This is a genomic window from Nocardioides furvisabuli (assembly GCF_021083185.1).
GTDB classification, from domain to species: Bacteria; Actinomycetota; Actinomycetes; order Propionibacteriales; family Nocardioidaceae; genus Nocardioides; species Nocardioides furvisabuli.
The window spans coordinates 468160-492605 of record NZ_JAIGQB010000002.1; the positions used below are offsets into that span (position 1 = coordinate 468160).

Annotated in this window: 25 protein-coding genes and 2 tRNA genes; 18 read left to right on the forward strand and 9 right to left on the reverse strand. The window is 72.5% G+C overall.

What is annotated here, in order from left to right; all coding sequences use genetic code 11:
* Positions 1–74 precede the first annotated feature (74 nt).
* Both K4G59_RS05420 and K4G59_RS05425 read left to right on the forward strand, forming a co-directional pair.
* On the forward strand, positions 75–1460 hold the full coding sequence (locus tag K4G59_RS05420) for an aminopeptidase P family protein (RefSeq protein WP_231249871.1): 1386 nt from the start codon (positions 75–77) through the stop codon (positions 1458–1460).
* Positions 1461–1515: 55 nt separating this feature from the next.
* Positions 1516–2577 (forward strand): methyltransferase domain-containing protein, encoded by a 1062-nt coding sequence (locus tag K4G59_RS05425; protein WP_231249873.1) that lies wholly within the window; start codon positions 1516–1518, stop codon positions 2575–2577.
* A gap of 1 nt (position 2578) precedes the next feature.
* Here K4G59_RS05425 and K4G59_RS05430 read toward each other — a convergent pair whose 3' ends face one another.
* A complete protein-coding gene (locus K4G59_RS05430; RefSeq protein ID WP_231249874.1) occupies positions 2579–3181 on the reverse strand; it encodes a hypothetical protein in 603 nt (200 codons plus the stop codon).
* 80 nt (positions 3182–3261) lie between these two features.
* Here K4G59_RS05430 and K4G59_RS19885 point away from each other — a divergent pair, with 80 nt between their 5' ends.
* The 4 genes from K4G59_RS19885 to K4G59_RS19890 all read left to right on the forward strand — a co-directional run bounded on the left by K4G59_RS19885 (position 3262) and on the right by K4G59_RS19890 (position 5341).
* Positions 3262–3390: a hypothetical protein gene (locus K4G59_RS19885; protein ID WP_269209640.1), complete on the forward strand. Its 129-nt coding sequence runs from the start codon at positions 3262–3264 to the stop codon at positions 3388–3390.
* A 66-nt stretch (positions 3391–3456) separates the two neighbouring features.
* Positions 3457–4854: a dicarboxylate/amino acid:cation symporter gene (locus K4G59_RS05435; RefSeq protein WP_231249875.1), complete on the forward strand. Its 1398-nt coding sequence runs from the start codon at positions 3457–3459 to the stop codon at positions 4852–4854.
* Between the two features lie 58 nt (positions 4855–4912).
* Positions 4913–4988, forward strand: a tRNA-Arg gene (locus tag K4G59_RS05440).
* Positions 4989–5209: 221 nt separating this feature from the next.
* Entirely contained in the window at positions 5210–5341 is a 132-nt protein-coding gene (locus K4G59_RS19890) for a hypothetical protein (protein ID WP_269209641.1), read from the forward strand.
* 165 nt (positions 5342–5506) lie between these two features.
* Here the strand turns inward: K4G59_RS19890 and K4G59_RS05445 are convergent, their stop codons facing one another.
* The 3 genes from K4G59_RS05445 to K4G59_RS05455 are packed head-to-tail and all read right to left on the reverse strand — an operon-like array spanning position 5507 to position 7872.
* Entirely contained in the window at positions 5507–6550 is a 1044-nt protein-coding gene (locus tag K4G59_RS05445; RefSeq protein WP_231249877.1) for an adenosine deaminase, read from the reverse strand.
* A 22-nt stretch (positions 6551–6572) separates the two neighbouring features.
* On the reverse strand, positions 6573–7346 hold the full coding sequence (locus K4G59_RS05450) for a DsbA family protein (RefSeq protein ID WP_231249878.1): 774 nt from the start codon (positions 7344–7346) through the stop codon (positions 6573–6575).
* The gene (locus tag K4G59_RS05455; RefSeq protein ID WP_231249879.1) at positions 7312–7872 is read right to left on the reverse strand and encodes a MauE/DoxX family redox-associated membrane protein; all 561 of its coding nucleotides are present in this window, start codon (positions 7870–7872) and stop codon (positions 7312–7314) included. The genes K4G59_RS05450 and K4G59_RS05455 overlap by 35 nt, the downstream gene beginning before the upstream one ends.
* 75 nt (positions 7873–7947) lie before the next feature.
* On the opposite strand from K4G59_RS05455, the gene orn reads away from it, so the two are divergent.
* Positions 7948–8592, forward strand: coding sequence for an oligoribonuclease (orn, locus tag K4G59_RS05460; RefSeq protein WP_308189351.1), 645 nt, complete (start codon positions 7948–7950; stop codon positions 8590–8592).
* 47 nt (positions 8593–8639) lie between these two features.
* A tRNA-His gene (locus tag K4G59_RS05465) sits at positions 8640–8715 on the forward strand.
* A 51-nt stretch (positions 8716–8766) separates the two neighbouring features.
* Here K4G59_RS05465 and K4G59_RS05470 read toward each other — a convergent pair.
* From K4G59_RS05470 to trxA, 4 genes are all read right to left on the reverse strand, one after another.
* Positions 8767–9879 (reverse strand): FUSC family protein, encoded by a 1113-nt coding sequence (locus K4G59_RS05470; RefSeq protein ID WP_231249881.1) that lies wholly within the window; start codon positions 9877–9879, stop codon positions 8767–8769.
* 61 nt (positions 9880–9940) lie between these two features.
* Positions 9941–10204, reverse strand: a complete 264-nt coding sequence (locus tag K4G59_RS05475) for a metal-sensitive transcriptional regulator (RefSeq protein WP_231249883.1) — start codon at positions 10202–10204, stop codon at positions 9941–9943.
* Positions 10204–10614: a DUF302 domain-containing protein gene (locus tag K4G59_RS05480; protein WP_231249885.1), complete on the reverse strand. Its 411-nt coding sequence runs from the start codon at positions 10612–10614 to the stop codon at positions 10204–10206. The genes K4G59_RS05475 and K4G59_RS05480 overlap by 1 nt, the downstream gene beginning before the upstream one ends.
* The gene (trxA, locus tag K4G59_RS05485) at positions 10614–10988 is read right to left on the reverse strand and encodes a thioredoxin (RefSeq protein ID WP_231249886.1); all 375 of its coding nucleotides are present in this window, start codon (positions 10986–10988) and stop codon (positions 10614–10616) included. Before trxA ends, K4G59_RS05480 begins: the two co-directional genes overlap by 1 nt.
* A 118-nt stretch (positions 10989–11106) precedes the next feature.
* On the opposite strand from trxA, the gene K4G59_RS05490 reads away from it, so the two are divergent.
* From K4G59_RS05490 to K4G59_RS05510, 5 genes are read left to right on the forward strand one after another with little or no spacing between them, the layout of a single operon-like run.
* Complete coding sequence (locus tag K4G59_RS05490; RefSeq protein ID WP_231249887.1) at positions 11107–11424, forward strand: rhodanese-like domain-containing protein; 318 nt, start codon at positions 11107–11109, stop codon at positions 11422–11424.
* Positions 11424–12815, forward strand: a complete 1392-nt coding sequence (locus tag K4G59_RS05495) for an MBL fold metallo-hydrolase (RefSeq protein ID WP_231249889.1) — start codon at positions 11424–11426, stop codon at positions 12813–12815. Before K4G59_RS05490 ends, K4G59_RS05495 begins: the two co-directional genes overlap by 1 nt.
* The gene (locus K4G59_RS05500) at positions 12812–13633 is read left to right on the forward strand and encodes a sulfite exporter TauE/SafE family protein (protein WP_231249891.1); all 822 of its coding nucleotides are present in this window, start codon (positions 12812–12814) and stop codon (positions 13631–13633) included. Before K4G59_RS05495 ends, K4G59_RS05500 begins: the two co-directional genes overlap by 4 nt.
* A 38-nt stretch (positions 13634–13671) precedes the next feature.
* Positions 13672–15858 carry an MMPL family transporter gene (locus tag K4G59_RS05505; RefSeq protein WP_231249893.1) on the forward strand — a complete coding sequence of 729 codons (2187 nt, stop codon included), beginning with the start codon at positions 13672–13674 and terminating at the stop codon, positions 15856–15858.
* 47 nt (positions 15859–15905) lie between these two features.
* A complete protein-coding gene (locus K4G59_RS05510; RefSeq protein WP_231249895.1) occupies positions 15906–16091 on the forward strand; it encodes a DUF8730 family Cys-rich protein in 186 nt (61 codons plus the stop codon).
* A gap of 140 nt (positions 16092–16231) precedes the next feature.
* Here the strand turns inward: K4G59_RS05510 and K4G59_RS05515 are convergent, their stop codons facing one another.
* A complete protein-coding gene (locus tag K4G59_RS05515) occupies positions 16232–17134 on the reverse strand; it encodes a universal stress protein (protein ID WP_231249897.1) in 903 nt (300 codons plus the stop codon).
* Positions 17135–17293: 159 nt separating this feature from the next.
* On the opposite strand from K4G59_RS05515, the gene K4G59_RS05520 reads away from it, so the two are divergent.
* From K4G59_RS05520 to K4G59_RS05540, 5 genes are read left to right on the forward strand one after another with little or no spacing between them, the layout of a single operon-like run.
* A complete protein-coding gene (locus tag K4G59_RS05520; protein WP_231249898.1) occupies positions 17294–18358 on the forward strand; it encodes an NAD(P)-dependent alcohol dehydrogenase in 1065 nt (354 codons plus the stop codon).
* A gap of 52 nt (positions 18359–18410) precedes the next feature.
* A complete protein-coding gene (locus K4G59_RS05525; RefSeq protein ID WP_231249900.1) occupies positions 18411–19982 on the forward strand; it encodes a phytoene desaturase family protein in 1572 nt (523 codons plus the stop codon).
* Between the two features lie 51 nt (positions 19983–20033).
* On the forward strand, positions 20034–22223 hold the full coding sequence (locus tag K4G59_RS20390) for an Ig domain-containing protein (protein WP_231249901.1): 2190 nt from the start codon (positions 20034–20036) through the stop codon (positions 22221–22223).
* Entirely contained in the window at positions 22220–23284 is a 1065-nt protein-coding gene (locus K4G59_RS05535) for a TIGR03032 family protein (RefSeq protein WP_231249902.1), read from the forward strand. The genes K4G59_RS20390 and K4G59_RS05535 overlap by 4 nt, the downstream gene beginning before the upstream one ends.
* Positions 23281–24363 carry a DUF4915 domain-containing protein gene (locus K4G59_RS05540; protein WP_231249903.1) on the forward strand — a complete coding sequence of 361 codons (1083 nt, stop codon included), beginning with the start codon at positions 23281–23283 and terminating at the stop codon, positions 24361–24363. Before K4G59_RS05535 ends, K4G59_RS05540 begins: the two co-directional genes overlap by 4 nt.
* Positions 24364–24446: the final 83 nt, after the last annotated feature.

A 24446-nucleotide genomic window follows, 5' to 3' on the forward strand; every position in this document is an offset into this window, starting at 1 on the left:
CGTGGTCGGCGCACCCCAAGGGGCGTGCGCCGACGCCCTCGTGGGCCGACGCCCTCGCGTCGTACAGTGACGGCGTGAGCGAGCCCACCGCAGAGAACCCTGTCGAGAACCCCGCCGACGAGCCGCGGACCGAGTCGCACGACCCGGCGGTGCCGGCCGCCTACGCCGCCTTCATGCGCAAGGGCTGGGGCGACCGGGCGCTGGACATGCCGCGCCACCCCGTTGCCGACCACGCCGCGACCCGTCGTGCCGCCTTGGCGCAGGCCTTCCCCGACGACCGGCTCGTGCTTCCCGCCGGCACCTACAAGGTCCGCGCCAACGACACCGACTACCGGTTCCGTCCGGACACCGCGCACACCTACTTCACCGGCAACCAGACCTCCGACGCCGTGCTGGTGATCGAGGACGGCGAGTCGGTGCTCTACGCCCGCCCGCGCTCCGAGCGCGACACCGACGAGTTCTTCCGCGACCGGCAGTACGGCGAGCTGTGGGCCGGTCGCCGTCCCTCGGCGCAGGAGATCTCCGACTCGCTCGGCATCGAGGTGCGCCACGTGAAGGACCTGCCGTCCTTCGACGACGACCGCAAGACCCGCGACGTCACCACCGACGAGGACCTCGCCCGCGTGGCCGACGAGCTGCGGCTGGTCAAGGACGAGTGGGAGATCGGCGAGCTCCAGGAGGCCTGCGACATCACCACGCTCGGGTTCGAGGACTCGGTGCGCGAGTGGGACCGGGTGCGGGAGTTCGGCGAGCGCTGGATCGAGGGCACGTTCTTCCGCCGCGCCCGTGCGATGGGCAACGACATCGGCTACGACTCGATCTGCGCCGGCGGCTCGCACGCCACGACGCTGCACTGGATCGACAACACCGGCTCCATCGAGCCCGGCAAGCTCGTGCTGCTCGACATGGGCGTGGAGGGCATCAACCTCTACACCGCCGACGTGACGCGCACCCTCCCCGTCGACGGCACCTTCACGCCGCTGCAGCGCGACCTCTACGACCTGGTGTTCACCGCCCAGCAGAAGGGCATCGAGGCCGTACGCCCCGGCGTCCCGTTCCTGGCCGCTCACCAGGCGGCGATGGAGGTGCTGGCGCACGGGCTCGAGGACCTCGGCCTCCTGCCGGTCTCGGCCCAGGAAGCGCTCGACCCGGAGTCGAAGGTCTACGCGCGCTGGACGCTGCACGGCACCTCCCACATGCTCGGCATGGACGTCCACGACTGCGGCCGCGCCTCGGCCGACATCTACCCCAAGGGCGACCTCGCCGAGGGCATGGTGCTCACCGTCGAGCCGGGCCTCTACTTCCAGGAGGACGACCTGCTCGTGCCGTCGGAGCTGCGCGGCATCGGCATCCGGATCGAGGACGACATCCTCGTCACCGCCGACGGCCACACCAACCTCTCGGCCTCGCTGCCCCGCTCGTCGGCGGACGTCGAGGAGTGGATGGGCCGGCTGCGCTGAGGTGGACTGCCACCACTACGACGCCTTCCGCTGCCGCTCCTGCACGCTGCTGGAGGTGCCTCGCGCGCGACAGCTCATCGACAAGGAGGAGCACGCCCGCTCGCGGGTCGACGCGCCCGTGTGGCTGCCGACGGTCGCAGGCGCGGAGGCGGGCTTTCGCAACAAGGCCAAGATGGCCGTCGGGGGCACCGTCGACGCCCCGACCCTCGGCATCCTCGACCGTGACCTCGCCGGGGTGGACCTGCGCGACTGCGGCCTGCACTCCCCCGGCCTGACGACGGCACTCGGCCGGATCGCCGAGTGGATCAGCGACGCCGGTCTGACGCCGTACGACGTCGCGACGCGCGGCGGCGAGCTCAAGCACGTCCTGCTCACCGAGTCGCCCGACGCGGAGCTGATGCTCCGCCTGGTGATGCGCTCGACGGCACTCGAGGCGCGCGTCCGCTCCCGGCTGCCCGGCCTGCTCGAGGCCGTGCCGGGCCTGCGGGTGGTCACGATCAACGTGCAGCCCGAGCACAAGGCCGTGCTCGAGGGCGAGCGCGAGATCGTGCTCACCGAGCACGCCAGCCTGCCGATGCGCCTCGCCACCGGGGTCACGCTGCGGCTCGGACCGAAGTCGTTCTTCCAGACCAACACCGCCGTCGCGGAGGCGCTCTACGACCAGGCGCGGGCGTGGGTGGACGCCCTGGCGGACGTTCGCAGCGTGTGGGACCTCTACTGCGGGGTCGGCGGCTTCGCGCTGCACCTCGCACGCGCCGACCGCGAGGTGCTCGGGGTCGAGGTCTCGGCCGACGCGATCGCCGCCGCGGGGGCCACGGCGGCCGAGCTGGGGGTGGAGGCCGGGTTCGTGGCCGCCGACGCGACGTCGTACGCCCTGGGCTCGAGCGCCGTGCCCGACCTGGTCGTGGTGAACCCGCCCCGGCGAGGGATCGGCGCCGACCTGGCGGGCTGGCTCGAGGCGTCAGGCGTGGGCCACGTCGTCTACTCCTCGTGCAACGCCGAGTCCCTGGCGCGCGACCTCGCGCTCACGCCGTCACTGCGCCCGGTGGAGGCGCGGGTGCTCGACATGTTCCCGCACACCTCCCACTACGAGGTGCTGGTGCTGCTCGCGCGGTGAGTCAGCCGCGACGCACCTTGGGGCTCTTGGCGAGGGCGTCGCGGACGGTCCCGTCGCGGTGTGCGTCGTCGGCGTAGACGGCCGCGAGGTCAGGCGACTCCGCCTGGGCGGCGACGCCGACGGCGCCCACGCCGACCCGGACCCAGCGGGGCGCGTCCAGGCAGGACGTGGGCAGCGAGGTCGTCAGCGTGTCGGCACCCCGGTCCACCTTGGACCTCAGGCCGCCGCACTCGACCGTCTTCCCGCGCCGGTCCATGCTGGAGATCGGCTTCCCGCCCAGGCGCTCGACGAGGACGTCGAACGTGCCCCTCGGCGTGCTGATGCGGAAGACCGTGAACTGGAGGGGGTCGCGCTCAAGCGCCCGGAAGCTGACGGTCAGCCGCAGTCGTGTGGCACCGTGCGCGACCGAGGTCCGGACCACGTCGACCCCGCCGTAGCCCGGGGCGGGGACGGCGTCCTGGAGATCGGTCGACCCGTCGGCGAGGGTGACGACGTCACCGACGCTGTCCTCGCTGACCACCTTCTCGGCGTGGGCCGCCACGGGCAGCAGGAGGGTGGCGGGGACGAGGAGGGCAGCAAGGCGCGCGCCGAGACGGGGGGACATGGGCGGGATCCTAGGGACTGGTGTGCCGGGTGTGAGGCGGACCACGGAACAGGTAGCCGAAAGTATCGGTTGGACCGGACGTGAGCGCGCCTTCCACCCCCTCGCCGACGGTTCCCGCGACCGTCGGCGACCTGCTGACGCAGCGTCGCGCCGTGGACCTCGCGCGGACGGAGAGCGCGCTCTGTCGCCTCCCGCTCGCCGCCGACTGACCAGCGCACTGCGCTTCCCGGCGCCGCGGTCCCCGCGCGCCGTCCTCGAAAGGCTGTCCCCTCACCATGAGCACTTCTGTCAGCGAGACCGAGAAGCCCACCCGCTTCCGGCTCCCGTCGTTCGGCACGCAGGTCCTGGTCGGACTCGTGCTGGGCGTCGTCCTGGGCCTGGTGGCCCGAAACATGGGCGCCGACGGCGTCGACGCCACGACCGGCGAGGTCGACCCCAACTGGCTCACCGAGACCCTCAGCACCATCGGCGGCACGTTCGTCACGCTGCTGCGCGCGGTCGTCCCGCCACTGGTGTTCCTGGCGATCGTCGCCTCGATCGCGAACCTGCGTGACGTCACCGGCGCCGCACGCCTGGCGTGGAAGACGCTGGCCTGGTTCGCGATCACCGCGCTGATCGCCGTCGGCATCGGCATCGCCCTCGGCCTGGTCGTCCGGCCCGGCGACCACACCAGCGTGGCCTCCGACGCCGCGTCCGTCCCGTCGTCGACCGGCTCGTGGCTCGACTTCCTCTCCGGCCTCGTCCCGGCCAACGTGCTGGGCCTCGCGGGTTCCGCCGGTGACGACGGCAGCGTGTCGATGTCGTTCAACGTGCTGCAGATCCTCGTCGTCGCCATCGCCATCGGCATCGCGACCCTCAAGGTCGGCGAGGCTGCAGACGCGTTCCTCACCTTCGTCCGCTCGGCGCTCGCGGTCGTGCAGAAGGTGCTGTGGTGGATCATCCTGCTCGCCCCGGTCGCGACGGTCGGCCTGCTCGGCAATGCGGTCGCCAGCTATGGCTGGGACGCCCTGGGCTCGCTCGGGACGTTCACCCTCGCGATCTACGCCGGCCTGCTGATCGTCCTGCTCGGCGTCTACCCCTCCCTGCTGCTGCTCAACGGCCTCTCGGTCAAGCAGTTCTTCACCGGCGCGTGGCCCGCGATGACCCTGGCCTTCGTGTCGCGCTCCTCGGTGGGCACGATGCCCCTCACCCAGAGCGTGACCGAGCGCAACCTGGGCGTCCCGCGCGCGTACGCCTCCTTCGCCGTGCCGCTCGGCGCCACCACCAAGATGGACGGCTGCGCCTCGATCTACCCCGCGATCTCGGCGATCTTCGTGGCGCAGTTCTTCGGGATCGACCTCTCGCTCACCGACTACGTCCTGATCGCCTTCGTCTCGGTCATCGGCTCCGCGGCCACCGCCGGCGTCACCGGCGCGACCGTGATGCTGACCCTGACGCTCTCGACCCTGGGCCTGCCGCTCGAAGGTGTCGGCCTGCTGCTCGCCATCGACCCGATCCTCGACATGGGTCGCACCGCGGTCAACGTCACCGGCCAGGCCCTCGTGCCGACGCTCGTGGCCAAGCGGGAGGGCATCATCGACCAGGAGGCGTACGACGCGCCGCGCGGGCGCACGGCGTGGCGCGAGGACACCGACCTCGAGGCGCGTCCGGTCACGGCCACCACCGCGGCCTGAACCGTCCCGCCCGGCCCTCCGCACCCAAGGGGGCCGGGCTTGGGATACTGGGGCCACGGCCCCCGTGGCGCAACGGATAGCGCACCGGATTTCTACTCCGCTGGTTGCAGGTTCGAATCCTGCCGGGGGCGCCATGTGATGTCGCAGGACATCCGCGACACCGCGGCGAGCCTCCGGCGCAGCGGCTCGCCGCCACCGCAGGATGTGTCCAGGCCCCGCCACGTATGAGGTAGCGGGGCCGCACACATTTCCCGCCACGACCGCTCCGCTTGCCTCCCAGGGGTGTAGCCCGCTCATGGATCTCGACGCATCGGGTACGTCCGCGTCTCCTGCACCCGCGAGATGGAGCACCACGATGACGAACGAACTGGGGACGGGACTGTTGACGGTGATCGGCGTCCTGGCCGGTCTCGCCGCCCTGTTGGTCCTGCTGACCGCGCTGGACCCGACGAACGTGCCGCGAAAGAACCTGCCGGGCGAGAAATAGGTGAAGCCCCACCAAGTATGAGTTGGTGGGGCTTCGGTGTCTTCCGGACCGGAGTCCTTCCAACACCTCAGTTCTACGCCTGTGGCACCTGCCGCACAAGGGGCCGAACGTCCCTTTCGCCAGGCTTTCCCGCAGCGCGCGGCGTGTCGGGCGCGACACGCCGGATCAGGGCGTCGGGCGACCGTGCGCACGCCCCGCGTCGGCGGCGTACGCCTCGATCTCGGCGCTGATGCGCGCCTTCACCTCGGCAGGAGCGAACGATGCGTCGACGGCCGCACGCGCCAGGTCGGCGACCCCGCGCTCGTCGAGGTCGAGGAGGCTGGCTGCGACATCGTAGTCGTTGTTCAGGGTCGTGGCGAACATCGGCGGGTCGTCGGAGTTGATCGTCACCGTGACCCCCGCCTCGACGAACGTGCGCAGCGGGTGGTCCTCGATCCTGTCGACCGCGCGGGTGGCGACGTTGGACGTCGGGCACACCTCGAGCACGACGCCCGCCTCCGCGAGGTGGGCGAGCAGCTCGGGGTCCTGCGCGGCGGAGCAGCCGTGGCCGATGCGCTCGGCGCCCAGCAGCCGCACGGACTCCCAGATGGTCTCCGGTCCGGTGGTCTCCCCCGCGTGCGGCACCGAGCGCAGGCCCGAGGCCCGGGCGGTGCTGAAGTGCGGCTCGAACTGCGCCCGCGGAACTCCGATCTCCGGCCCACCCAGGCCGAAGCCGACGAGCGCGTCGGTGCGGTGCTCGAGGGCGTACGCCAGGGTCGCGTCGGCAGCAGGGATGCCTGACTCGCCGGGGATGTCGTAGATCCACTGGAGCACGATGCCGAAGTCGCGCTCAGCCGCGACGCGCGCGTCCTCGATGGCCTCGGTGTAGGCCTCGATGGCGATCCCGCGAACCACGGACGTGTACGGCGTGCAGGTGAGCTCGGCGTACCTCAGGTTCTGGCCCTGCGCCATCTCGCGCGCGACCTCGTAGGTCAGCAGGCGGACGTCCTCGGGCGTGCGGACGAGGTCGACGACCGCGAGGTAGACCTCGATGAAGTGGGCGAAGTCGCGGAAGGTGAAGAACTCCCGGAGCCTCTCGAGGTCCGAGGGCACCCCGGCGTCGGGGTGGCGCGCCGCGAGCTCGGAGACGATCCGCGGCGACGCCGACCCGACGTGGTGGACGTGGAGCTCGGCCTTGGGCAGGCCGGCGATGAAAGGTGCGAGACTCACGCCCCGCAGTGTCGCAGAGACCTCAGCCGACCATCTGGGCGGCGATCTCCTGCAGCGTCTCGCCCTCGACGACCTCACCGTCGACGAGCACCGTCGGGGTGGAGTTCACGCCCTCGCGCGAGGCGGCGTCGTTGGCAGCGTCGACCCAGCCCTCGAAGGCCATGTCCTCGATGCCGGGACGTACGGCGTCCTCCTCCGCACCCGCCTCGACGGCCCACTCGACGAGCTGGTCGTCGTCGGGGAACGGTCCCGACTCCGACGGCTGGTTGTCGAAGAGCAGGTCGTGGAAGGCCTTCGCGACCTCAGGACCGGACTCGTCGAGGACCACCGCGAACGCGTTGGCCGACGCGGGCGAGTAGTCGTCGATCCGCTCGAGGAACCCGAGGGGGCGGTACTCCACGCTCACCTCGCCGGCCTCGACGGCGGCGTCGAGCTGATCGCGCACGGTCAGCTCGAGCTGGCCGCAGAAGGGGCAGAGGAAGTCCTCGTAGACCACGATCTCCTTGGGGGCGTCGGCCTCACCGATGCGCAGGCCGTAGGAGCCGCTCGCGCCCGCCGGCGGGGTGTCGGGCTTGTCCGAGCCCAGGTTGGTGACGAGGAAGAAGCCGCCGACGACCAGCACCAGCACGCCGGCGATCAGGCCACCCCGGGTGAGCTGCTCCTTGCGCTTGGCGGCCTTGCGGCGCTCCTCGGCCTCGGCGCGGGCCCGCTCGGTGCGCGCGCGGCGCGCCTCCCGCTTGGCCTGGGTGGCCGCCTTCTCCTCAGCGGTCCTGTGCGAGGTCTTCTTCTGCGCCATGGAGGCTTCCTTCGTCGTCGGGTTCGTCGTCGGGGATGTCGTCGTCGGTGTCGTCGTCGCTGTGGTCGGTGCTCGACGAGGGGAACAGCACGTTCTCCAGCGCCAGGCGGGAGGCGGGTCGCACCACGAGCCAGAGGCTCAGGGCCAGGAGCCCGACGTCGCGGGCGATCTCGCCCGGGTACTTCGCGGCCGCGTCGGGGATCTCACCGCCGCCGCCGAAGCAGCCGCAGTCGATCGACATCCCCCGCGCCCACGCGCTGGCGATGCCGATGATGAAGGCCACGAAGAGCAGCGCCGAGACCACGGAGGTCCCCCGCACCACCACCCCGAGCACCAGGCACAGGCCGATGACCACCTCGAGGACAGGGAGCAGGTGCCCGACCGCCGGGACGATCGCCTCCGGCAGGAGGTCGTAGGCGCGCACCGCGCGCACGCTCTCGTCGGGGTGGGGCAGCTTCAGCGCCCCTGCCACGATCCACACCCCGCCCGTCACCAGGCGCGCGACGAGCCCGAACCAGTCCTTCACACCCCTGAGGTTAGGAGGTCAGCCTGAATCAAGGCTGAGAGGGCCGCACGGACACCGGTGGGTAGGGTGCGGCTCGTGAACGACAGACTGGTGTGGATCGACTGCGAGATGACCGGCCTCGACCTGGGCGCCGACGCGCTGATCGAGGTCGCGGCCCTGGTCACCGACTTCGAGCTCAACGTGCTCGGCGAGGGCGTGGACGTGATCATCAAGCCCTCGCAGGAGTCGCTGGACCAGATGGTCGAGTTCGTGCAGAGCATGCACGAGAAGTCCGGCCTGCTCGAGGAGCTCGCCCGCGGTACGACGCTGGCCGACGCCGAGGAGCAGGTGCTGGCCTACATCAAGGAGCACTGCCCTGACGGCAGCCGTCCGCCGCTCGCGGGCAACACGGTCGCCACCGACCGCGCGTTCCTGGCCCGCGACATGCCCGGGCTGGAGTCGTTCCTGCACTACCGGATCGTCGACGTCTCCTCGATCAAGGAGCTCTCGCGTCGGTGGTACCCCCGCGCCTACTTCTCCGCGCCGACCAAGCGCGGCAACCACCGAGCGCTCGCCGACATCCGGGAGAGCATCGAGGAGCTGCGCTACTACCGCGAGGCCGTGTTCGTGCCGCAGCCCGGCCCGGACAGCGCGCAGGCCAGGGAGATCGCGGCCCGCCACGGTGGCCAGCTGACCGGCCTCGGTTCCGACACGGGGGCCGATTCCGGCTCCGAGGCCTGATTGCCCTACACTTCTCGTCGTCCTCGCCTCTCGGGCGAGCAGGCATGGTGGGTATAGCTCAGCTGGTAGAGCGCCGCCTTGTGGTGGCGGATGTCGCGGGTTCAAGTCCCGTTACTCACCCCAGTCAGATCGAGCCCCCGACCGCACCGGTCGGGGGCTCGATCCGTCTTCGGCTCACCCCGCGGGCGCGTCCCCCCGGATCTGTGGGACCTGCAGGGGCAGCCGGTTGCCGCGGATCGGGTGCGCCTCCGCCACCTTGCCCATCGCGTCGACGATGTTGCGCAGGTTGATGATCAGAGCGCCGTAGATCGGCCACTCCGCAGAGCGCTCGGTGGCCCGCAGCTCCTCGGTGAAGGCCTCGAGCCGGTGGCGTACCTCCGTCAGGGCCGCCGGGTCCGCGCCGCCCGCGGCTCGGCCGGCGTCGCCGAGCATCGAGATCCACGGGTCGGCGAAGGCCTCCCCCCAGGTCTCGCGGTGGGCCTGCTGGCCGCCGAGGGTGCGCGCCAGGCTGCGCGTCTCGGCGACCGCCTGCTCCATCCGGCGCAGCAGCTCGTGCCACTGCTCGGGATTCTTCATCTCGCGCGCCGGGCGACGCGGGTTCATCCGGGCGCTCTCCTGCGCCTGTCGCACGAGGGCCCATGCGTGCTCGAGGTCGCCGTCGAGGTCACGGGTGCGGTCGATCCACCCCGTGACGTCCTCCTCCTGGCATCCGTCGCCGAGACCTCCGGCGATGTCGACCAGCAGCTCGCCGATCTCGTCGTCGATGCGGTCCATCGCCTCGGCCGCCGTACGCCGGCCCAGTGGCGGCCACACGACCACGTTGACGAGCAGGCCGACCGCCACACCGATGGCCGTGTCGAGCAGCCGCGAGATGAGCAGCACGTCGCTCTCGAAGCCGGTGGTGAGGACCACGAGCCCGGTCGTGGCGATCGTCGTGGCCTCGGCGCCCAGCCACGGGACGGCGCCCACCAGCAGGGCGAGCACGAGGAGCAGCGCGACGGCCGCGGTCGAGAGTCCCAGGGTCTCCCCGACCGCCGTGGCCAGCAGCACCGCGACGACCGTCGCGGCGACCTGCTGGAAGCCCTTGGAGAACGTGCGGTAGACCGTGGCGTGCACCACCAGCAGCGCCGCCCACGGCGCCAGGAACGGCTGGGGCAGGTCGAGCACGCTCGCCGCGATCACCCAGGCCGTGACCGCAGCCAGCACCGTCTTCGCCAGGTGGAGGACGTCGTTCCACCAGATCGGGTCACCCAGCCGGTCGTCGATGCGTTCCCTCAGTCGTCCCATCAGGTCGTGCCTCCCTCTCCCGCCGCACGACACTACGGGTGACGGCGGGGCGAGGCCACGATCAGGCGAGCGAGAGGAAGAGCTTCTCCATCTTCTTCACGTCCACGCTGTCGACGCCGTCGCCCTCGGCCAGGCACTGCTGGAGCCCGCTGGCCACGATCGCGAAGCCGGCGCGGTCGAGCGCCTTGGACACCGCGGCGAGCTGGGTGACGACGTCCTCGCAGTCGCGCCCCTCCTCGAGCAGGCGCAGCACGCCCGCGAGCTGCCCCTGGGCACGCTTGATGCGGTTGATCACCGGCGTCATCTGGGTCGCGTCGAGCTCCATCAGTTCTCCTCGGGCGGGGCGCACAGTGCGGCGAGGGCCGCGGTGAGTCGTTGCTTGGCGTCGGCGGCCACGGAGTCGAGGGCACCACTGTCGGACAGCCCCATCATCGCGTCCGGGTCGAAGGCCTCGACCAGGGTGGTGGCGTCGTCCACGGCGCGGACCACCACGTTGCACGGCAGCACGGCCGCGATCGAGGGGTCGACCTGGATCGCCTCGTAGGCCAGCGGCGGCCGGCAGGCGCCCAGGATCACCTGGGGCGGCAGGTCGACGTCGAGCTTGGCCTTCATCGTGGCGGCGAGGTCGATCTCGGTGAGGATGCCGAAGCCCTGCTCGGCGAGGGCGTCACGGGTGGCTTCCACCACCTCGGCGTACGGGCGGGCGATCGTGGCGGACAGCGTGTAGGTGCCCATCAGGCACTCCTCTCCTCGGTGGTGCTCGGTGCGGCGGCGGGTGCCGCGTCCACGTCGAGCTCACGGACGGCGGTGACCAGCTGCTCCAGACTAGGCGCCGGGAGGGCGCCGGGCTGCGAGAAGACCAGCACGCCCTTCTTGAAGGCCATCAGCGTGGGGATCGAGGTGATCCCGGCCGCCGCCGACAGCGACTGCTCCGCCTCCGTGTCGACCTTGCCGAACACGATGTCGGGGTGCGCCTCGCTGACGCGCTCGTAGACGGGGGCGAACTGGCGGCACGGGCCGCACCAGGCCGCCCAGAAGTCGACGAGCACGATCTCGTGCTCGTTGACCGTGGACTCGAAGGTGTCGGCTCCCAGATCCTGGGTACTCATGGTTGGTCCTCCTGTGCGTGCTGGTCGGGGAATACCCCCTGGGGTGTTTTGCATTCATCGTACATACCCCCTAGGGTATTTCTCAACAGCACGGACCCACTCCCAGGAGAGGAATCGCATGTCACAGCAGACGCCTGAGATCTCGATCGAGGACTACGCCGCCGAGCGCGACCGCGGCACCACCGTCGACGTCCGCGAGCGCGCGGAGTACGCCCAGGCCCACGTGCCCGGCGCCGTCCTCGTGCCGATGGGCCAGCTCGCCTCGCGCCTCGGTGAGATCGACCGCTCGTCCCGCGTGCACGTCATCTGCGCCTCCGGCAACCGCTCGAAGGCGATGACCGACCTGCTCGTGGCCCAGGGCTTCGACGCGGTGTCGGTGGTCGGCGGCACGCAGGCCTGGATCGCCTCCGGTCGCGCCGTGGGGGTGGGTCTGTGATGTCCGACCTCACCGTCATCGCGATCGAGACCCCGACCCTGGGTGACCGCAGCTACCTGGTGCACGACGGCGAGGTGGCGCTGGTGGTCGACCCGCAGCGCGACATCGACCGGGTGCTGGGCCTGCTCGACGAGCACGGCGTACGCCTCACCCACGTCTTCGAGACCCACATCCACAACGACTACGTCACCGGTGGCCTCGCGCTCGCGCAGCGCACCGGCGCCCAGTACCTCGTCAACGGCGAGGACGACGTGTCCTTCACCCGCACCCCCGTGGCGGACGGACAGGTCGTCGAGGTGGGTGGACGTATGCGCATCACAGCGCTGGCAACCCCCGGCCACACGTTCACCCACCTCTCCTATGCCTTGACCGACGCCGGCAGCCGCGACGAGGACGGCCTCGACCGGGCCGTCGGCGTCTTCTCCGGAGGCTCGCTCCTCTTCGGCGCGACGGGTCGCCCCGACCTGCTCGGCCCGGAGCACACGCACGACCTGGTGCACCACCAGCACGCCTCCGCGCACCGGCTCGCCGACCTGCTCCCGGACGAGGCCGAGGTCTACCCGACCCACGGTTTCGGCTCGTTCTGCTCCGCGAGCCAGTCCGACGCGACCTCCTCGACCATCGGCCAGGAGAAGCGCGCCAACCCGGTCCTGACGCAGGACGAGCAGACCTACGTCGACGAGCTCCTGGCCGGGCTCGGTCCGTGGCCGGCCTACTACGCCCACATGGCGCCGGCGAACGCTGACGGACCGTCCGAGCCGGACCTCAGCCCGCCCGGGCTCGCCGACGCCGCCGAGCTGCGTCGTCGCATCGAGGCCGGCGAGTGGGTCGTCGACCTGCGCAACCGCACCGCCTTCGCGGCCGGGCACGCCCCCGGCACGCTCAACTTCGGCCTGGACGGCGGCTTCGCCACCTACCTCGGCTGGCTGATCTCGTGGGGCACTCCGCTCACGCTGCTCGGCGAGAGCGCTGACGACGTGGCCGAGGCCCAGCGCGAGCTGGTGCGGATCGGCATCGACCGTCCCGCTGCGCACGCCACGGGCGGCCCCGAGGGCTGGAGCGACCGGCCGCTGAGCTCCTTCGCCACCGCGACCTTCGCCGAGCTGGCCCAGGTGCGCCACCACCGTGAGGTCGTCGTCCTCGACGTGCGCCGTGCCGACGAGCACGACGCGGCCCGGATCGCCGGAGCCGTCAACGTCCCGCTCCACGAGCTCATGGACCGCCTCGACGAGGTGCCCTCGGGCGAGGTCTGGGTGCACTGCGCCGGCGGCTACCGCGCCTCGGTGGCCGCGTCGATGCTCGATGCGGCCGGTCGCAGCCTCGTCGCGATCGACGACTCGTTCGACAACGCCGAGAAGGTCGGCCTCCACCTGGTGGGGCCCGAGGCGTGAGCCTCGCCCTCGCCGTCGCCGCCGGCGCGCTCATCGGGCTCAGCCTGGGCGCGCTCGGCGGTGGCGGCTCCATCCTCGCCGTCCCCGTGCTCGTCGCCCTGGGCCAGGGACCCTCGCAGGCGACCACCGGGTCCCTGGTGGTGGTGGGGGTGACGTCGCTGGCCGGCGCGCTGACGGCGTACCGCTCCGGCAACGTGCTGCTGGGGCGCGGCCTGGCCTTCGGTCTGGTCGCGACCGGTGGCGCGGTCGCCGGGGCGCGCGCATCGACGCTGGTCGCCGAGCCCGTGCTGCTCGGCGCGTTCGCCGTGCTGATGCTGGGCGTCGGCGCGCTCCTGGCCGTACGCCAGTGGCGTGGTCGGCGGGTCACCGACGGCCACTCGGAGCGTCCGAGCGGCTTCGACGACCCGATCATCACCTTCAGCCCGACCTTCGCCTGCCAGTGCCCGCGCGCCCTCAAGGTGCTGGTGACCGCGACCGCCGTCGGCCTGCTCACCGGGTTCCTCGGGGTCGGGGGCGGCTTCCTGGTCGTGCCCGCCCTCCTCGTGGCCCTCAGCCTGCCCATCGACTTCGCCGCCGGCACCTCGTTGGTGGTCATCACGATCACCAGCGCCGTCGCCCTCGCCGCGCGTGCCGGAGCCGGCGCCACCCCCGACTGGACCCTCGTGGCAGCCCTCACCGTCGCGGCTGCCCTGGCCGCCGTCGCCGGCGCGCGCCTCGCGGCCCGCATCGACACGCGCCGGCTCTCGGCTGCCTTCACCGCCCTCGTGCTGGTCGTCGCCGCCTGGACCGCGGCCACCGCGCTCCCCGCGCTCGTCTGACCCGATCCCCCACCCCCACACGAACAGGACCTCCTTCGATGACGTCGACGGCCACCCGCCGCCACGCTGCCCACCGCTCCCCCGACCGGGTCCCCGACCCGGACGACCTCGGCTACCGGCCCGGCCCCCTCGGCCGCCTCGGTCTCTGGGTCACCCACCACCGCCGCCTCACCGCGGCGATCTGGGTGCTCCTCGTCGTCGGCCTCGGCGTCTTCGCCCCCAAGGTGGAGGCCAACCTCTCCGGCGCAGGCTGGCAGGCCGACGGCTCGGAGTCGGTCGCGGTGCGCGAGCTGGCCACCGAGAGCTTCGGCGGCAACGCCAGCTCGGCGATCCAGGTCGTCGTGCACAGCACCGACGGTCCCGTCACCGAGGGTCGCGGGGGCGACGTCCTCGACGAGGTCACCGCGCTCCTCGAGTCCGAGCCCCGTATCGCCGAGGTGATCGCCCCCCAGCCGGGTGCGTCGCTCAGCCAGGACGGCAGCACCGCCGTCGTCCTCGCCGGCGCCGGAGCCGACCCCAACGAGATGGTGCGGGTCGCCGACGACATCAAGGGCGAGCTCGAGGCCCTGTCCGGCGACGGCGTGGAGGTCAACCCGACCGGCGCCTCCCTGCTGTGGTCGGACTTCAACGAGGCCAACCTCGAGGCGATGCTGAAGTCGGAGATGCTCTCGTGGCCGGTGACCCTGGCCATCCTCGTCCTGGCCTTCGGCGCGCTCGTCGCCGCCGGCCTCCCGCTGATCCTCACCCTCGCCGGCCTCGTGGCCTCGGCCGGCTCGCTCGTGCTCATCAACGAGCTCGTCCCCGTCTCCATCTGGGCGATGAACTTCGCGATGATGTTCGCGCTCGCGCTCGGCATCGACTACGCCCTCTTCCTGGTGGTCCGCTTCCGCGCTGCCCGCATGGGCCACCACGAGACCGCCCGCCAGGCGATCGCCGAGACCATGGACACCGCCGGCAAGGCGGTCCTGCTCTCCGGCATCACCGTGCTCGTCTCGCTCTCGGCCGTGATGCTCGTGCCCTCACCGTCGTTCCGCTCGATGGCCGGCGGCATCATGCTCGCTGTGACGTTCGTGCTCGCGGCGACGCTCACGCTGCTGCCACTCGTCCTCTTCTCGCTTGACCACCGCATCAACAAGCTGGCCCTGAAGTGGGTCCACACCGGCGAGCACCGCTCGCCGAAGTTCGCCGCCTGGGGTGAGCGACTGTGGAAGCGGCCGGTCGCCTTCGGCCTGGCTTCCCTCGTCGTGCTCCTGGCCCTCGCAGCGCCCGTCATGGGCCTGCGCACGGCGATGCCGTCGATCCAGGTCCTGCCCGAGGAGGCCAGCGCCCGCGTCGGCTACGACCGCGTCCAGGAGGCCTTCGGCGAAGGTGCCCCGGGCACGCTGCAGGTCGTCGCCGACGAGGCCGACGCCGAGACGACGTACGACGCCCTGGTGGCCGACGCCGGCATCGCCGGTGCCATGCCCGCCCAGCCCGCGACCGACGACAGCGGGACCGTGCTGTTCCAGGCAGTTCCGACGGTGGACCCGTCCGACCCCGCGCTCGGCGAGACCGTCGACCGCCTGCGCGCGGAGCTCCCCGCAAGTGCGCTCGTCGGGGGCGCCGCAGTGGAGAACCTCGACCTCAAGGCCCAGCTCGACGAGTCGACCCCGCTGGTCATCGGCGTGGTGCTGGCGCTGGGCTTCCTGCTGCTGCTCGTAGCGCTCCAGGCGCCGCTGATCTCGCTGCTCGGCACGCTCGCGAGCCTGCTCTCGACCGCCGCCGCGTTCGGCGTGGCCCGCCTGGTCTTCCAGGACGGGATCGGGGCCGACCTGCTCGGCTTCGAGTCGCAGGGCTTCCTCGACGCGTGGGCCCCGGTGTTCTTCTTCGCGATGATCTTCGCGATCGCCATGGACTACACCGTCTTCCTCCTCGCCTCGGCCAAGGAGCACTACGAGCGCTCGGGCGACCCGCACGAGGCGATGGTCGGCTCCCTGGCCCACTCCGGGCGCGTGATCTTCGCCGCGGGCGCGGTCATGGTCGCGGTGTTCTTCACCTTCGCGCTGTCCGGGCCGCTGCCGCCCAAGGAGATGGGCATCGTGCTGGGCGTCGCCGTCCTGCTCGACGCCTTCCTCGTGCGGTTGGTCCTGCTGCCGGTCATGCTCCGGCTCACCGGCCGCGCGGCGTGGTGGAGCCCGCGCTGGCTGACCCGCGTGCTGCCCACCATCACGTTCTCCCACGGCTGATCCCGGCCGACCCACATCCCAGCAAGCCCACACAGAAGGAGCTCCACATGTGTCGAGCAGTGCGTTGCAAGACCTGCGGCAAGACCACCTGGGCCGGTTGCGGCCAGCACGTCGGTCAGGTCAGGGCCGGCGTCCCTGCCAAGGACTGGTGCAACGGCCAGCACACCGCTGCGGAGAAGCAGGCCGTCGGATCCGGCGGCGGCTTCCTGTCGCGGCTCTTCGGCAGGGGCTGAGTTCGCCGCCGCTGCTTCGGGATCCCCGGCTGACCGGCTCTTCCCTACGTTGTCAGGCCGTGCAGAGCCTGACAACCTGAGGGATCCCCGGCCGACCGGGGATCCCGCGGGGGGATCCCCGAGGGGCGAGCCCGAAGCGCTCAGGGGTGGTAGACCGCCCGGTGCGGTCGCGGATTCGCGAGCAGCACGGGGCACGCGGCCTCGCGCAGCACGGCCCGGGCGACCGGTCCGATGTGCGAGCCGACGGGCACGAGCGGGTCGTGGCGCCCGATGACCAGCAGGTCGGCGCCCTCCGCGGCACCCAGGATCGCCTCGATGACGCGCCCGGGGTGCACCTCCACGTCGGCCTCCATCGCCACCGACTCATCGCCCAGCCGGTCGAGCGCGGCGCGCACCTCGGCGCGCGAGCGTTCCGACCAGCGCCGGCGCTCGTCGCCGTACGACGTCGCCTCGGCGTCGTACGCCGGCCACGACCAGGCGTGCACGACCTTCAGCGACGCCCCGCGGGCGTGCGCCTCGGCGACGGCGGTGCGCAGCACCTCGTCGGAGCGCTCGGGCACGTCGACGCCGGCGACGACGACCTTCGGGCCGTCCGTCGGCGTCCAGCCGCTCGGCACGGCGACCACCGGCACCGCGAGCCGGGCGGCGACACCTCCGGCGACGGTGCGGTTCACGATGCGCGAGAGCCGCGAGAGGTGCCGGTGCTCGAGCACGACCATCCGCGCGGCGCGGCCCGCCTCGACCAGCACGTGGACGGGTGCCCCACGGTGCAGCTCGTGAGTCACCGGCACCGCGCCGTCGACCATGTCCTCGGCTCGCTTGACGGCGAGGCCGAGGACCTCGCGGCCCCACTTCTCGACGTCGACGGCGGTCAGCAGGGGGTTCTCGGGTCCCGGGGGCGAGACGTGCACGGCGTGCACCAGGTGCAGGCCGCACCGCGCGCGGATCGCCTCCTCGGCGGCGAACGCGAGCGCCGAGTCGACCTCCTCGGGGCCGACCCCGACCACGATGACGGGGGTGGTGGCTGTGCTCTGCTCGGTCATGGCGTCCTCCTGGGTGGCGCGGCGCGGTGGGCCGCACCTCCACTCTTCGCCGCCGGGAGCCGACCTCGAAGGGCCGTTGGGCGCGGGGGCCTGCGGCAAAGGGCCCTGCTGTCCGCGGGCCGTTCCCGCGATGCTGGGAGTGAACTCGAGGAGGTCGACATGCGCGCGTTGCAGCTGCAGGAGTGGAAGAGCGAGCCGGTGCTCACGGAGGTGCCGGTGCCGGTGCCCGGACCCGGCGAGGTGCTGGTGCAGGTGGGGGCCGCGGGCGCGTGCCACTCCGACCTGCACCTGATGCACGAGTTCGAGCCGGGGACCCTCCCGTGGAACCCGCCCTTCACGCTCGGGCACGAGAACGCCGGCTGGGTGCACACCCTCGGCGAGGGCGTGAGCGGCCTCGAGGTCGGGCAGGCCGTCGCGGTCGTCGGCGCCTGGGGTTGCGGCACCTGCGCGCACTGCCTGGCGGGCCTCGAGACCTATTGCGAGCGCCCCGACCTGGCGCCGGTGGCCGGCGGCGGTGGCGGGCTCGGCATGGACGGCGGGATGGCCGACCACCTGCTCGTCCCCGCCGCGCGCCACCTCGTCCCGCTTCCCGACGGCCTCGAGGTCGTCGACGCCGCACCGCTGACCGACGCCGCGCTGACGCCCTACCACGCCGTACGCCGCTCGCTGGGCAAGCTCGGCCCCGGCACCACGGCGGTCGCGATCGGCGTGGGCGGGCTCGGTCACCTCGGCGTACAGGTGCTCAAGGCGGTCACCGCGACGCGCGTCATCGCCGTCGATGCTCGCGAGAGCGCCCGCGCCCATGCCGCCGCCCTCGGCGCAGACCTGGTGCTCGAGCCGGGTCCGGGCACCGCCGAGCGCATCCGCGAGGCGACCGGCGGGCGGGGCGCGGACGTCGTGCTCGACTTCGTCGGCTCCGACGAGACCCTGGCCACTGCCGCGGCCGCGATGCGCCAGCTCGGCGACCTCACGATCGTCGGGATCGCCGGCGGCACCCTGCCCGTGTCGTTCTTCGGCCTCCCCTACGAGGCCAGCGTCCAGACGACCTACTGGGGCAACCGCAGCGAGCTGGTCGAGGTGCTCGACCTCGCCGCGCGCGGCCTGCTGCACGCCGCCACGACAATCTACCCGCTCGAGGACGCCGTGGCGGCGTACGACGACCTGGCCCACGGTCGCGTGACCGGGCGGGCCGTCATCGTGCCGAACGACACGTTCACGCGCTGAGCGAGGCGTGCCGTCGTCGGTCCGCGGCGGCGTCAGGGTCTACGTTGGGTCGGTGACTTCCGGCACCCACAGCACCTATGACGTCGTCGTGGTCGGCGGCGGCCACAACGCCCTGGTCAGCGCCGCCTACCTCGCGCGCGCCGGCCTCTCGGTCGTCGTGCTCGAGCGCCTCGGCCACACCGGCGGCGCCGCCGTCTCCATCGAGCCCTTCGCCGGCCAGCCGGCCCGGCTCTCGCGCTACTCCTACCTCGTCAGCCTGATGCCCGAGCAGCTGATGGCCGACCTGGCGCTGGACGTGCGCCTGACCTCGCGCACCACCGCGTCGTACACGCCCTGGACGCGCGACGGGCGCTCCGGCGGACTGCTGGTCGAGCGACCCGAGGGCGAGGCGACGCGCGCGTCGTTCCGCGACCTCACCGGCAGCGACGAGGAGTACGCCGCCTGGCAGGCGTTCTACGCCGAGGTCGGCCAGCTCGCCGAGGTGGTCGCGCCGACCCTGATGCAGCCGCTGCCGCTCGAGCGGGACGTCCGCGCCCTCGTCGACGAGCAGATCTGGGCCGACGTCGTCACCGACCCGCTGGGACGGGCGATCACCTCGCGCTTCGCCGACGACACCGTGCGCGGGATCGTGGCGACCGACGCGCTCATCGGCACCTTCGCCTCGATGGACGACCCCTCGCTCATCCAGAACCGCTGCTTCCTCTACCACCTGGTCGGCAACGGCACCGGAGAATGGCGCGTGCCGGTCGGTGGCATGGGCGCGGTCACCGACGCGCTCGCCCGGGCCGCGGTCGAGGCCGGCGCGGAGATCATCACCGATGCCGGCGTCAGCGCGATCACGCCCGGCGCCGACGGCGCCGAGGTCACCTTCCACGACGGCGCACGAGACCGGTCCGTCACCGGACGCCGGGTCCTGTCGGGCGTCGCGCCGTGGGTGCTGCGGATCCTGCTCGGCGAGGGCGAGGACGCGGCGAGCAAGCCGGCCGGCTCGCAGCTCAAGATCAACTTCCTGCTCGACCGGCTCCCCCGGCTGCGCTCCGGCGCCGACCCGGCCGTCGCGTTCGCCGGCACGCTGCACCTCGACGAGGACTACAGCCGCCTCGAGCAGGCGTACGCGGCCGCGGCCGGCGGCTCGGTGCCGGACCCGCTGCCGGGCGAGGTCTACTGCCACAGCCTCAGCGACCCCTCGATCCTTGGCGATCGGGCCGGCTCGGCACACACGCTGACCTACTTCGGCCTGCACACCCCCGCCGCCCTCTTCGACTCCGACCCTGCCGCGCGCGACGTGGCTGTGCAGCGGGCACTCGCCTCGCTGGACGCGGTGCTGGCCGAGCCGATCGAGGGCTGCCTGGCCCGCGACGCCGACGGCAACCCCTGCCTCGAGGCCAAGGTCCCGCAGGACGTCGAGAAGGACCTCGCGATGCCCGGCGGGCACATCTTCCACGGCGACCTCGAGTGGCCGTGGGCGCCCAACCGCTCGCGGCTCGACACGCCCGCGCAGCAGTGGGGCGTGCAGACCGGGCACGACTCGGTGCTGCTCTGCGGGTCGGGCGCGCGACGCGGCGGCGCGGTCTCCGGGCTCGGCGGCCACAACGCCGCGCAGGCCGTGCTCGCCGAGCTCTGAGCGAGTTCGGGCGAACGCCTGCCGACGGAGTCGGGTACGCCTACGATCGCGGTGCTCTCCACCGACAGGGACTTCTCCGTGCCCACTGCTCCGCGCCACCTCATCCGGTCCCTGGCGATCTGGGCGACCGTGCTGACCGCACTCGTCCCGGCTCCCGCCCCGGCCGGGATCCCTGCGTCCGCAGGTGCCTGCGCCAGCCCCCTGCTGGACCGGGCGACCAGAGGATCGGACGTGCGCGCCTCGTCCCCCGGTGCCCTGGCAGCGGCGGCTCGGGTGAACGGCGTCGATGCGCGCGACCTGGCGGAGCGGGTGTCAGCGGACCGCACGCTGTGGCTCGACGTCTGCGGTCGCGCCTTCCACGTCGAACGCGCCGATCCCGTGCTCCCAGGGCCCCGCGAGCGTCCGGACCTCCCCGCGTCGACCACCGACCCCGGTCCGCTCTCGTCGGCGCTGGACCTCGAGTCGCGCCCCGGCGCCGCCCTCACGATCCACCTCGACTTCACCGGCGGCAGCGTGTCCGGCACTGCCTGGAACGACACCTACGCCGCACCCACCATGGACGTCGCCCCCTACTCCATCACTGCGCCCGTCGACACGGCGTTCAGCTCGGCGGAGCTCACGGAGATCCAGAAGGCGTGGCAGGTCGTGGCCGAGGACTACGCGCCGTTCGACGTCAACGTCACGACCAGGACGCCCGCTCCGGGGGCGATCGAACGCACCGGCCCCACGGACACGGTCTACGGGACGCGCGTCCTCGTCACTGCCGGCGGCACGATCTACGACTCCTGCCGGTGCGGCGGGGTGGCGTACCTCGACGTCTTCGACCTCACCGCGGACCACGAGCGTCACCAGCCGGCGTGGGTCTTCACGCAGGGCACCTCCACGTCCGGGCGCAGGCTCGGTGAGGCCGCTTCACACGAGGCCGGCCACACGCTCGGTCTGGGCCACGACGGGGCCGGGTCCTCCGCCTACTACCCGGGGGCGGCGCCCTGGGCCCCGATCATGGGCACGTCCTACAACCAGCCGGTGACCCAGTGGTCAGCCGGCGAGTACCCCGGAGCAACCAACACCGAGGACGACCTCGCCGTCATCTCGGCCCGGCTCGGCATCCGCGACGACGACCACGCGGACACCGCCGACGGGGCGACCGCACTGGGCAGCACTCCCGTCGCGGGCGTCATCACGACCCGCACGGACACCGACGCCTTCGCCTTCACGGCCAGTGGGGAGACCTCGGTCACCGCGACTCCCGGCCCGGGACATCCCGACCTCGACCTGCGCCTTCGGATCCTGGACTCGGCAGGCACGGTCGTCGCCGCGCTCGACCCGCCCGTGGCACGTGTCAGTCCCTCACTGGCGACCGGCCTGGACGCCACCTGGACCGCCACGCTGCCCGAGGGGACGAGCTCCTACACCGCTCTGGTCGATGGGGTCGGCAGCGGGGACCCCGCAACGGCCGGGAACTACAGCGACTACGCCTCGGTCGGGCACTACCGCATCGCGCTCCGCACCGGCACCCGCGCGGACCCGCTCACGATCACGCCGACGACGCCACCCGCGGGCACCGTGGGTGTCGAGTACTCAGCCACCCTCGGCGTCGCAGCGGGTGGCGCGGCACCGTATCGCTGGTCGGCCGCCGGCCTTCCCGCGGGCCTGGCGATGGACCCTTCCACCGCGGCCGTGTCAGGCGTCCCCGCGGATCCGGGATCCTTCTCCGTCACGCTCACAGCCACCGACACCACCGGGGCCTCCGACACCGCAAGCCTGGCGCTGGTGGTCGCGCCCGCCGCTGCCCCAGGCGTGCCCACCTCCCCCGGGGCGCTGGAACCCCCCACGGCGACGACGGTCCCGTCCCCCGACGCTGCCACGGACCCCGAGGACGACGCGGTGCTCGGCTTCCTCACAGCGCGCCGGCTGCGCGCCGGGTTCGTGCACCGCCGCTACCGCACACGGATCACCACCGTCGGCGCCGAGGGAGCGGTGACGTGGCGCCGTTCCGGCGCGCTGCCCCGCGGCGTGCGGCTGGTACGACGCGCCTCGGGGACCGTCCTCCTGTCCGGGCGCCCGACCGCGGCGGGCAGGTACGCAGTGCGACTCGTCGCCAGGGACGCCGTCGGTGCACGCGCCGAGCGCACCTTCGTCCTCCGCATCGTGCGCCGGAGCCACCCCCCAGCAGCGCGGCGCTGGTCCGACCGAGTGGCACCGCCCGGCCCTCCTGCTGTGGCAGGGTTGCGGCCATGAGCGAAGGCCAGGTCTCCACCGAGGAGCTGCCCCTACGGATGTCCGAGGGGTTCGAGGCGTGGCTCGCCGCGGCGGACGCCTCGCTGGTCTTCGCCCTCCCACCGGCGAAGCTGGTGTTCGTCGGACTCGACGACGGCGGCGGCATCGCCGTCTTCGAGCGCACCTTCGACAAGGCGATGGGCATCGCCCACGACGCCGAGCGCGACGCGATCTACGTCGGGACCCGCCGGGAGATCTGGCGGCTCCAGAACGCCTTGGCGCCGGGTGAGCAGACCCCGGGAGGGCATGACCGCCTCTACGTCCCGATGCGGCGCTCGAGCACCGGCTACGTCAACATCCACGACCTCGGCGTCCAGGACGACGGCCGGGTGGTGATGGTCAACACCCGGTTCGGGTGCCTGGCCGAGATGAGCCGGACGCACTCGTTCAAGCCGGTCTGGTGGCCCCCGTTCCTGCCGGGCCCCGCGCCGAACGACCGCTGCCACCTCAACGGCCTGGCGATGCGTCACGGCGTGCCGGACGCCGTCACCACGGTCTCGACGTCGACGGAGGTCGACGGGTGGCGCGCCCACAGGCGTGACGGGGGCGCGATCATCGACGTCGCCTCGGGCGAGGTCATCTGTCATGGGCTGTCGATGCCTCATTCCCCACGGTGGCACGGCGACGACCTGTGGGTGGCCAACGCAGGCACGGGTGAGCTCGGACGAGTCGACACTGAGCGCGGACGCTTCGAGCCCGTGGCCGCCCTCCCCGGCTTCGCCCGGGGCCTGTGCTTCGTCGGCGACCACGCCGTCGTCGGCACGTCCAAGCCGCGCCACGGCGACATCTACTCCGGGCTCGCGCTCGACGACCGGCTCTCGGCGAAGGGGTGGCCGCCACGCCTGGGCGTGTTCGTGGTCGACCTCCGGTCCGGCGAGGTCGTGGAGTGGCTGCAGGTCGACGGCGCGGCTCGCGAGATCTTCGAGGTGATCGCGCTTCCCGGGGTGCGTCGTCCCGCAGCCCTCGGGCTCACCTCGGACGAGATCACCACGCACGTCCGCCTCGCCGGAGCGCCGGCATGAGCGACGCGCAGTGGACCCAGCCGGTGGCCCCGGTGACCGTCGGCCCCGGCCTCGTCGCCGTGGCCTCGCTCAACGCCACGCCGTCGGCCGGCTTCGTCGCCTGGCTGCGTGCCGCCGGAGCCAGCCTGGTGGTGAGCACCGGTGACAAGCTGCTGACCATCGGCGTGCGCGACGACCAGATCGCCGTGAGCGAGCTGCGCTTCGACGTCGTGATGGGCCTGGCCGTCTCCCCGGACGGCTCCCTGCTCGCCGCCAGTCGCTGGCAGCTCCACGAGCTGCACGACGCGCTGGCCGGCTCCCGGGGCCCGGGCGGTGAGGACCGCATGCTCTTCAACCAGGTCTCGCACACGACGGGCTTCGTGGGAATCCGCGACGTCGCCGTCGACCGCACCGGACGCGTGCTCTTCACCACCGCGTTGTGCAACGGCGTTGCCACGCTCACCGACCGCGGCGACCTCGACCTCGTGGCTCGACCGCCCTTCGTGTCCGAGGCCGTCGTGGAGGAGCGCTGCCACGCCCTCGGACTGGGGCTCGACGACGGTGAGCTCGCCTACCTCACGGCCGCGGCAGAGACCGACGAGGCCGGAGGCTGGCTGGGCATGGTTGCGGATGGCGGGGTCGTGGTCGACGTACGCGCCGACAAGGTGCTGACGCGCGGATTGTCGCTGCCGTGCTCACCGCGGGTGCACGGCGACCGGCTCTACGTGACCGACGGAGGCACCGGCGAGCTGCTGCACGTGGACCGCGGGACCGGTGCCGCCTCGTCGGTGGTCACGCTGCCGGGGATCGCGCGTGGACTCGCGTTCATCGCCGACCGAGCCGTGGTCGGGTGCTCCGTTCCGCCGGACGAGGGGCCCTACGCGGCGCTCCCCGTCTCGCTCGAGCGCCCCGCGGAGCCGCGGCACGGGATCGCCGTCGTGGACGTCGACGCGGGACGGGTCGAGCACACGCTGACGATCACCGGCGGCTCGGGCGAGGTGCACGCCGTCGCGGTCGTCGAGCAGGCACAACTGGTGGGGATCCGCTGGCAGCACATCGACGCCGAGGGGTGGTTTGTGCTCGAAACGACCACCGGCTGACGTCAGCGGTGCCAGACTCCGTTCGCCGACCGCGTCGCGGCCCGGCCTCTCGGACCTCCCACCTCTGCCACCGAAAGGTCTCA

Coding starts and splice junctions, on each gene's coding strand:
- K4G59_RS05430 (WP_231249874.1), bottom strand. CDS start 3,181: ATGTCCCCCCGTCTCGGCGCGCGCCTTGCTGCCCTCCTCGTCCCCGCC.
- K4G59_RS05435 (WP_231249875.1), top strand. CDS start 3,457: ATGAGCACTTCTGTCAGCGAGACCGAGAAGCCCACCCGCTTCCGGCTC.
- K4G59_RS19890 (WP_269209641.1), top strand. CDS start 5,210: ATGACGAACGAACTGGGGACGGGACTGTTGACGGTGATCGGCGTCCTG.
- K4G59_RS05450 (WP_231249878.1), bottom strand. CDS start 7,346: ATGGCGCAGAAGAAGACCTCGCACAGGACCGCTGAGGAGAAGGCGGCC.
- K4G59_RS05470 (WP_231249881.1), bottom strand. CDS start 9,879: ATGGGACGACTGAGGGAACGCATCGACGACCGGCTGGGTGACCCGATC.
- K4G59_RS05475 (WP_231249883.1), bottom strand. CDS start 10,204: ATGGAGCTCGACGCGACCCAGATGACGCCGGTGATCAACCGCATCAAG.
- K4G59_RS05480 (WP_231249885.1), bottom strand. CDS start 10,614: ATGGGCACCTACACGCTGTCCGCCACGATCGCCCGCCCGTACGCCGAG.
- trxA (WP_231249886.1), bottom strand. CDS start 10,988: ATGAGTACCCAGGATCTGGGAGCCGACACCTTCGAGTCCACGGTCAAC.
- K4G59_RS05490 (WP_231249887.1), top strand. CDS start 11,107: ATGTCACAGCAGACGCCTGAGATCTCGATCGAGGACTACGCCGCCGAG.
- K4G59_RS05495 (WP_231249889.1), top strand. CDS start 11,424: ATGTCCGACCTCACCGTCATCGCGATCGAGACCCCGACCCTGGGTGAC.
- K4G59_RS05505 (WP_231249893.1), top strand. CDS start 13,672: ATGACGTCGACGGCCACCCGCCGCCACGCTGCCCACCGCTCCCCCGAC.
- K4G59_RS05510 (WP_231249895.1), top strand. CDS start 15,906: ATGTGTCGAGCAGTGCGTTGCAAGACCTGCGGCAAGACCACCTGGGCC.
- K4G59_RS05515 (WP_231249897.1), bottom strand. CDS start 17,134: ATGACCGAGCAGAGCACAGCCACCACCCCCGTCATCGTGGTCGGGGTC.
- K4G59_RS05520 (WP_231249898.1), top strand. CDS start 17,294: ATGCGCGCGTTGCAGCTGCAGGAGTGGAAGAGCGAGCCGGTGCTCACG.
- K4G59_RS05535 (WP_231249902.1), top strand. CDS start 22,220: ATGAGCGAAGGCCAGGTCTCCACCGAGGAGCTGCCCCTACGGATGTCC.
- K4G59_RS05540 (WP_231249903.1), top strand. CDS start 23,281: ATGAGCGACGCGCAGTGGACCCAGCCGGTGGCCCCGGTGACCGTCGGC.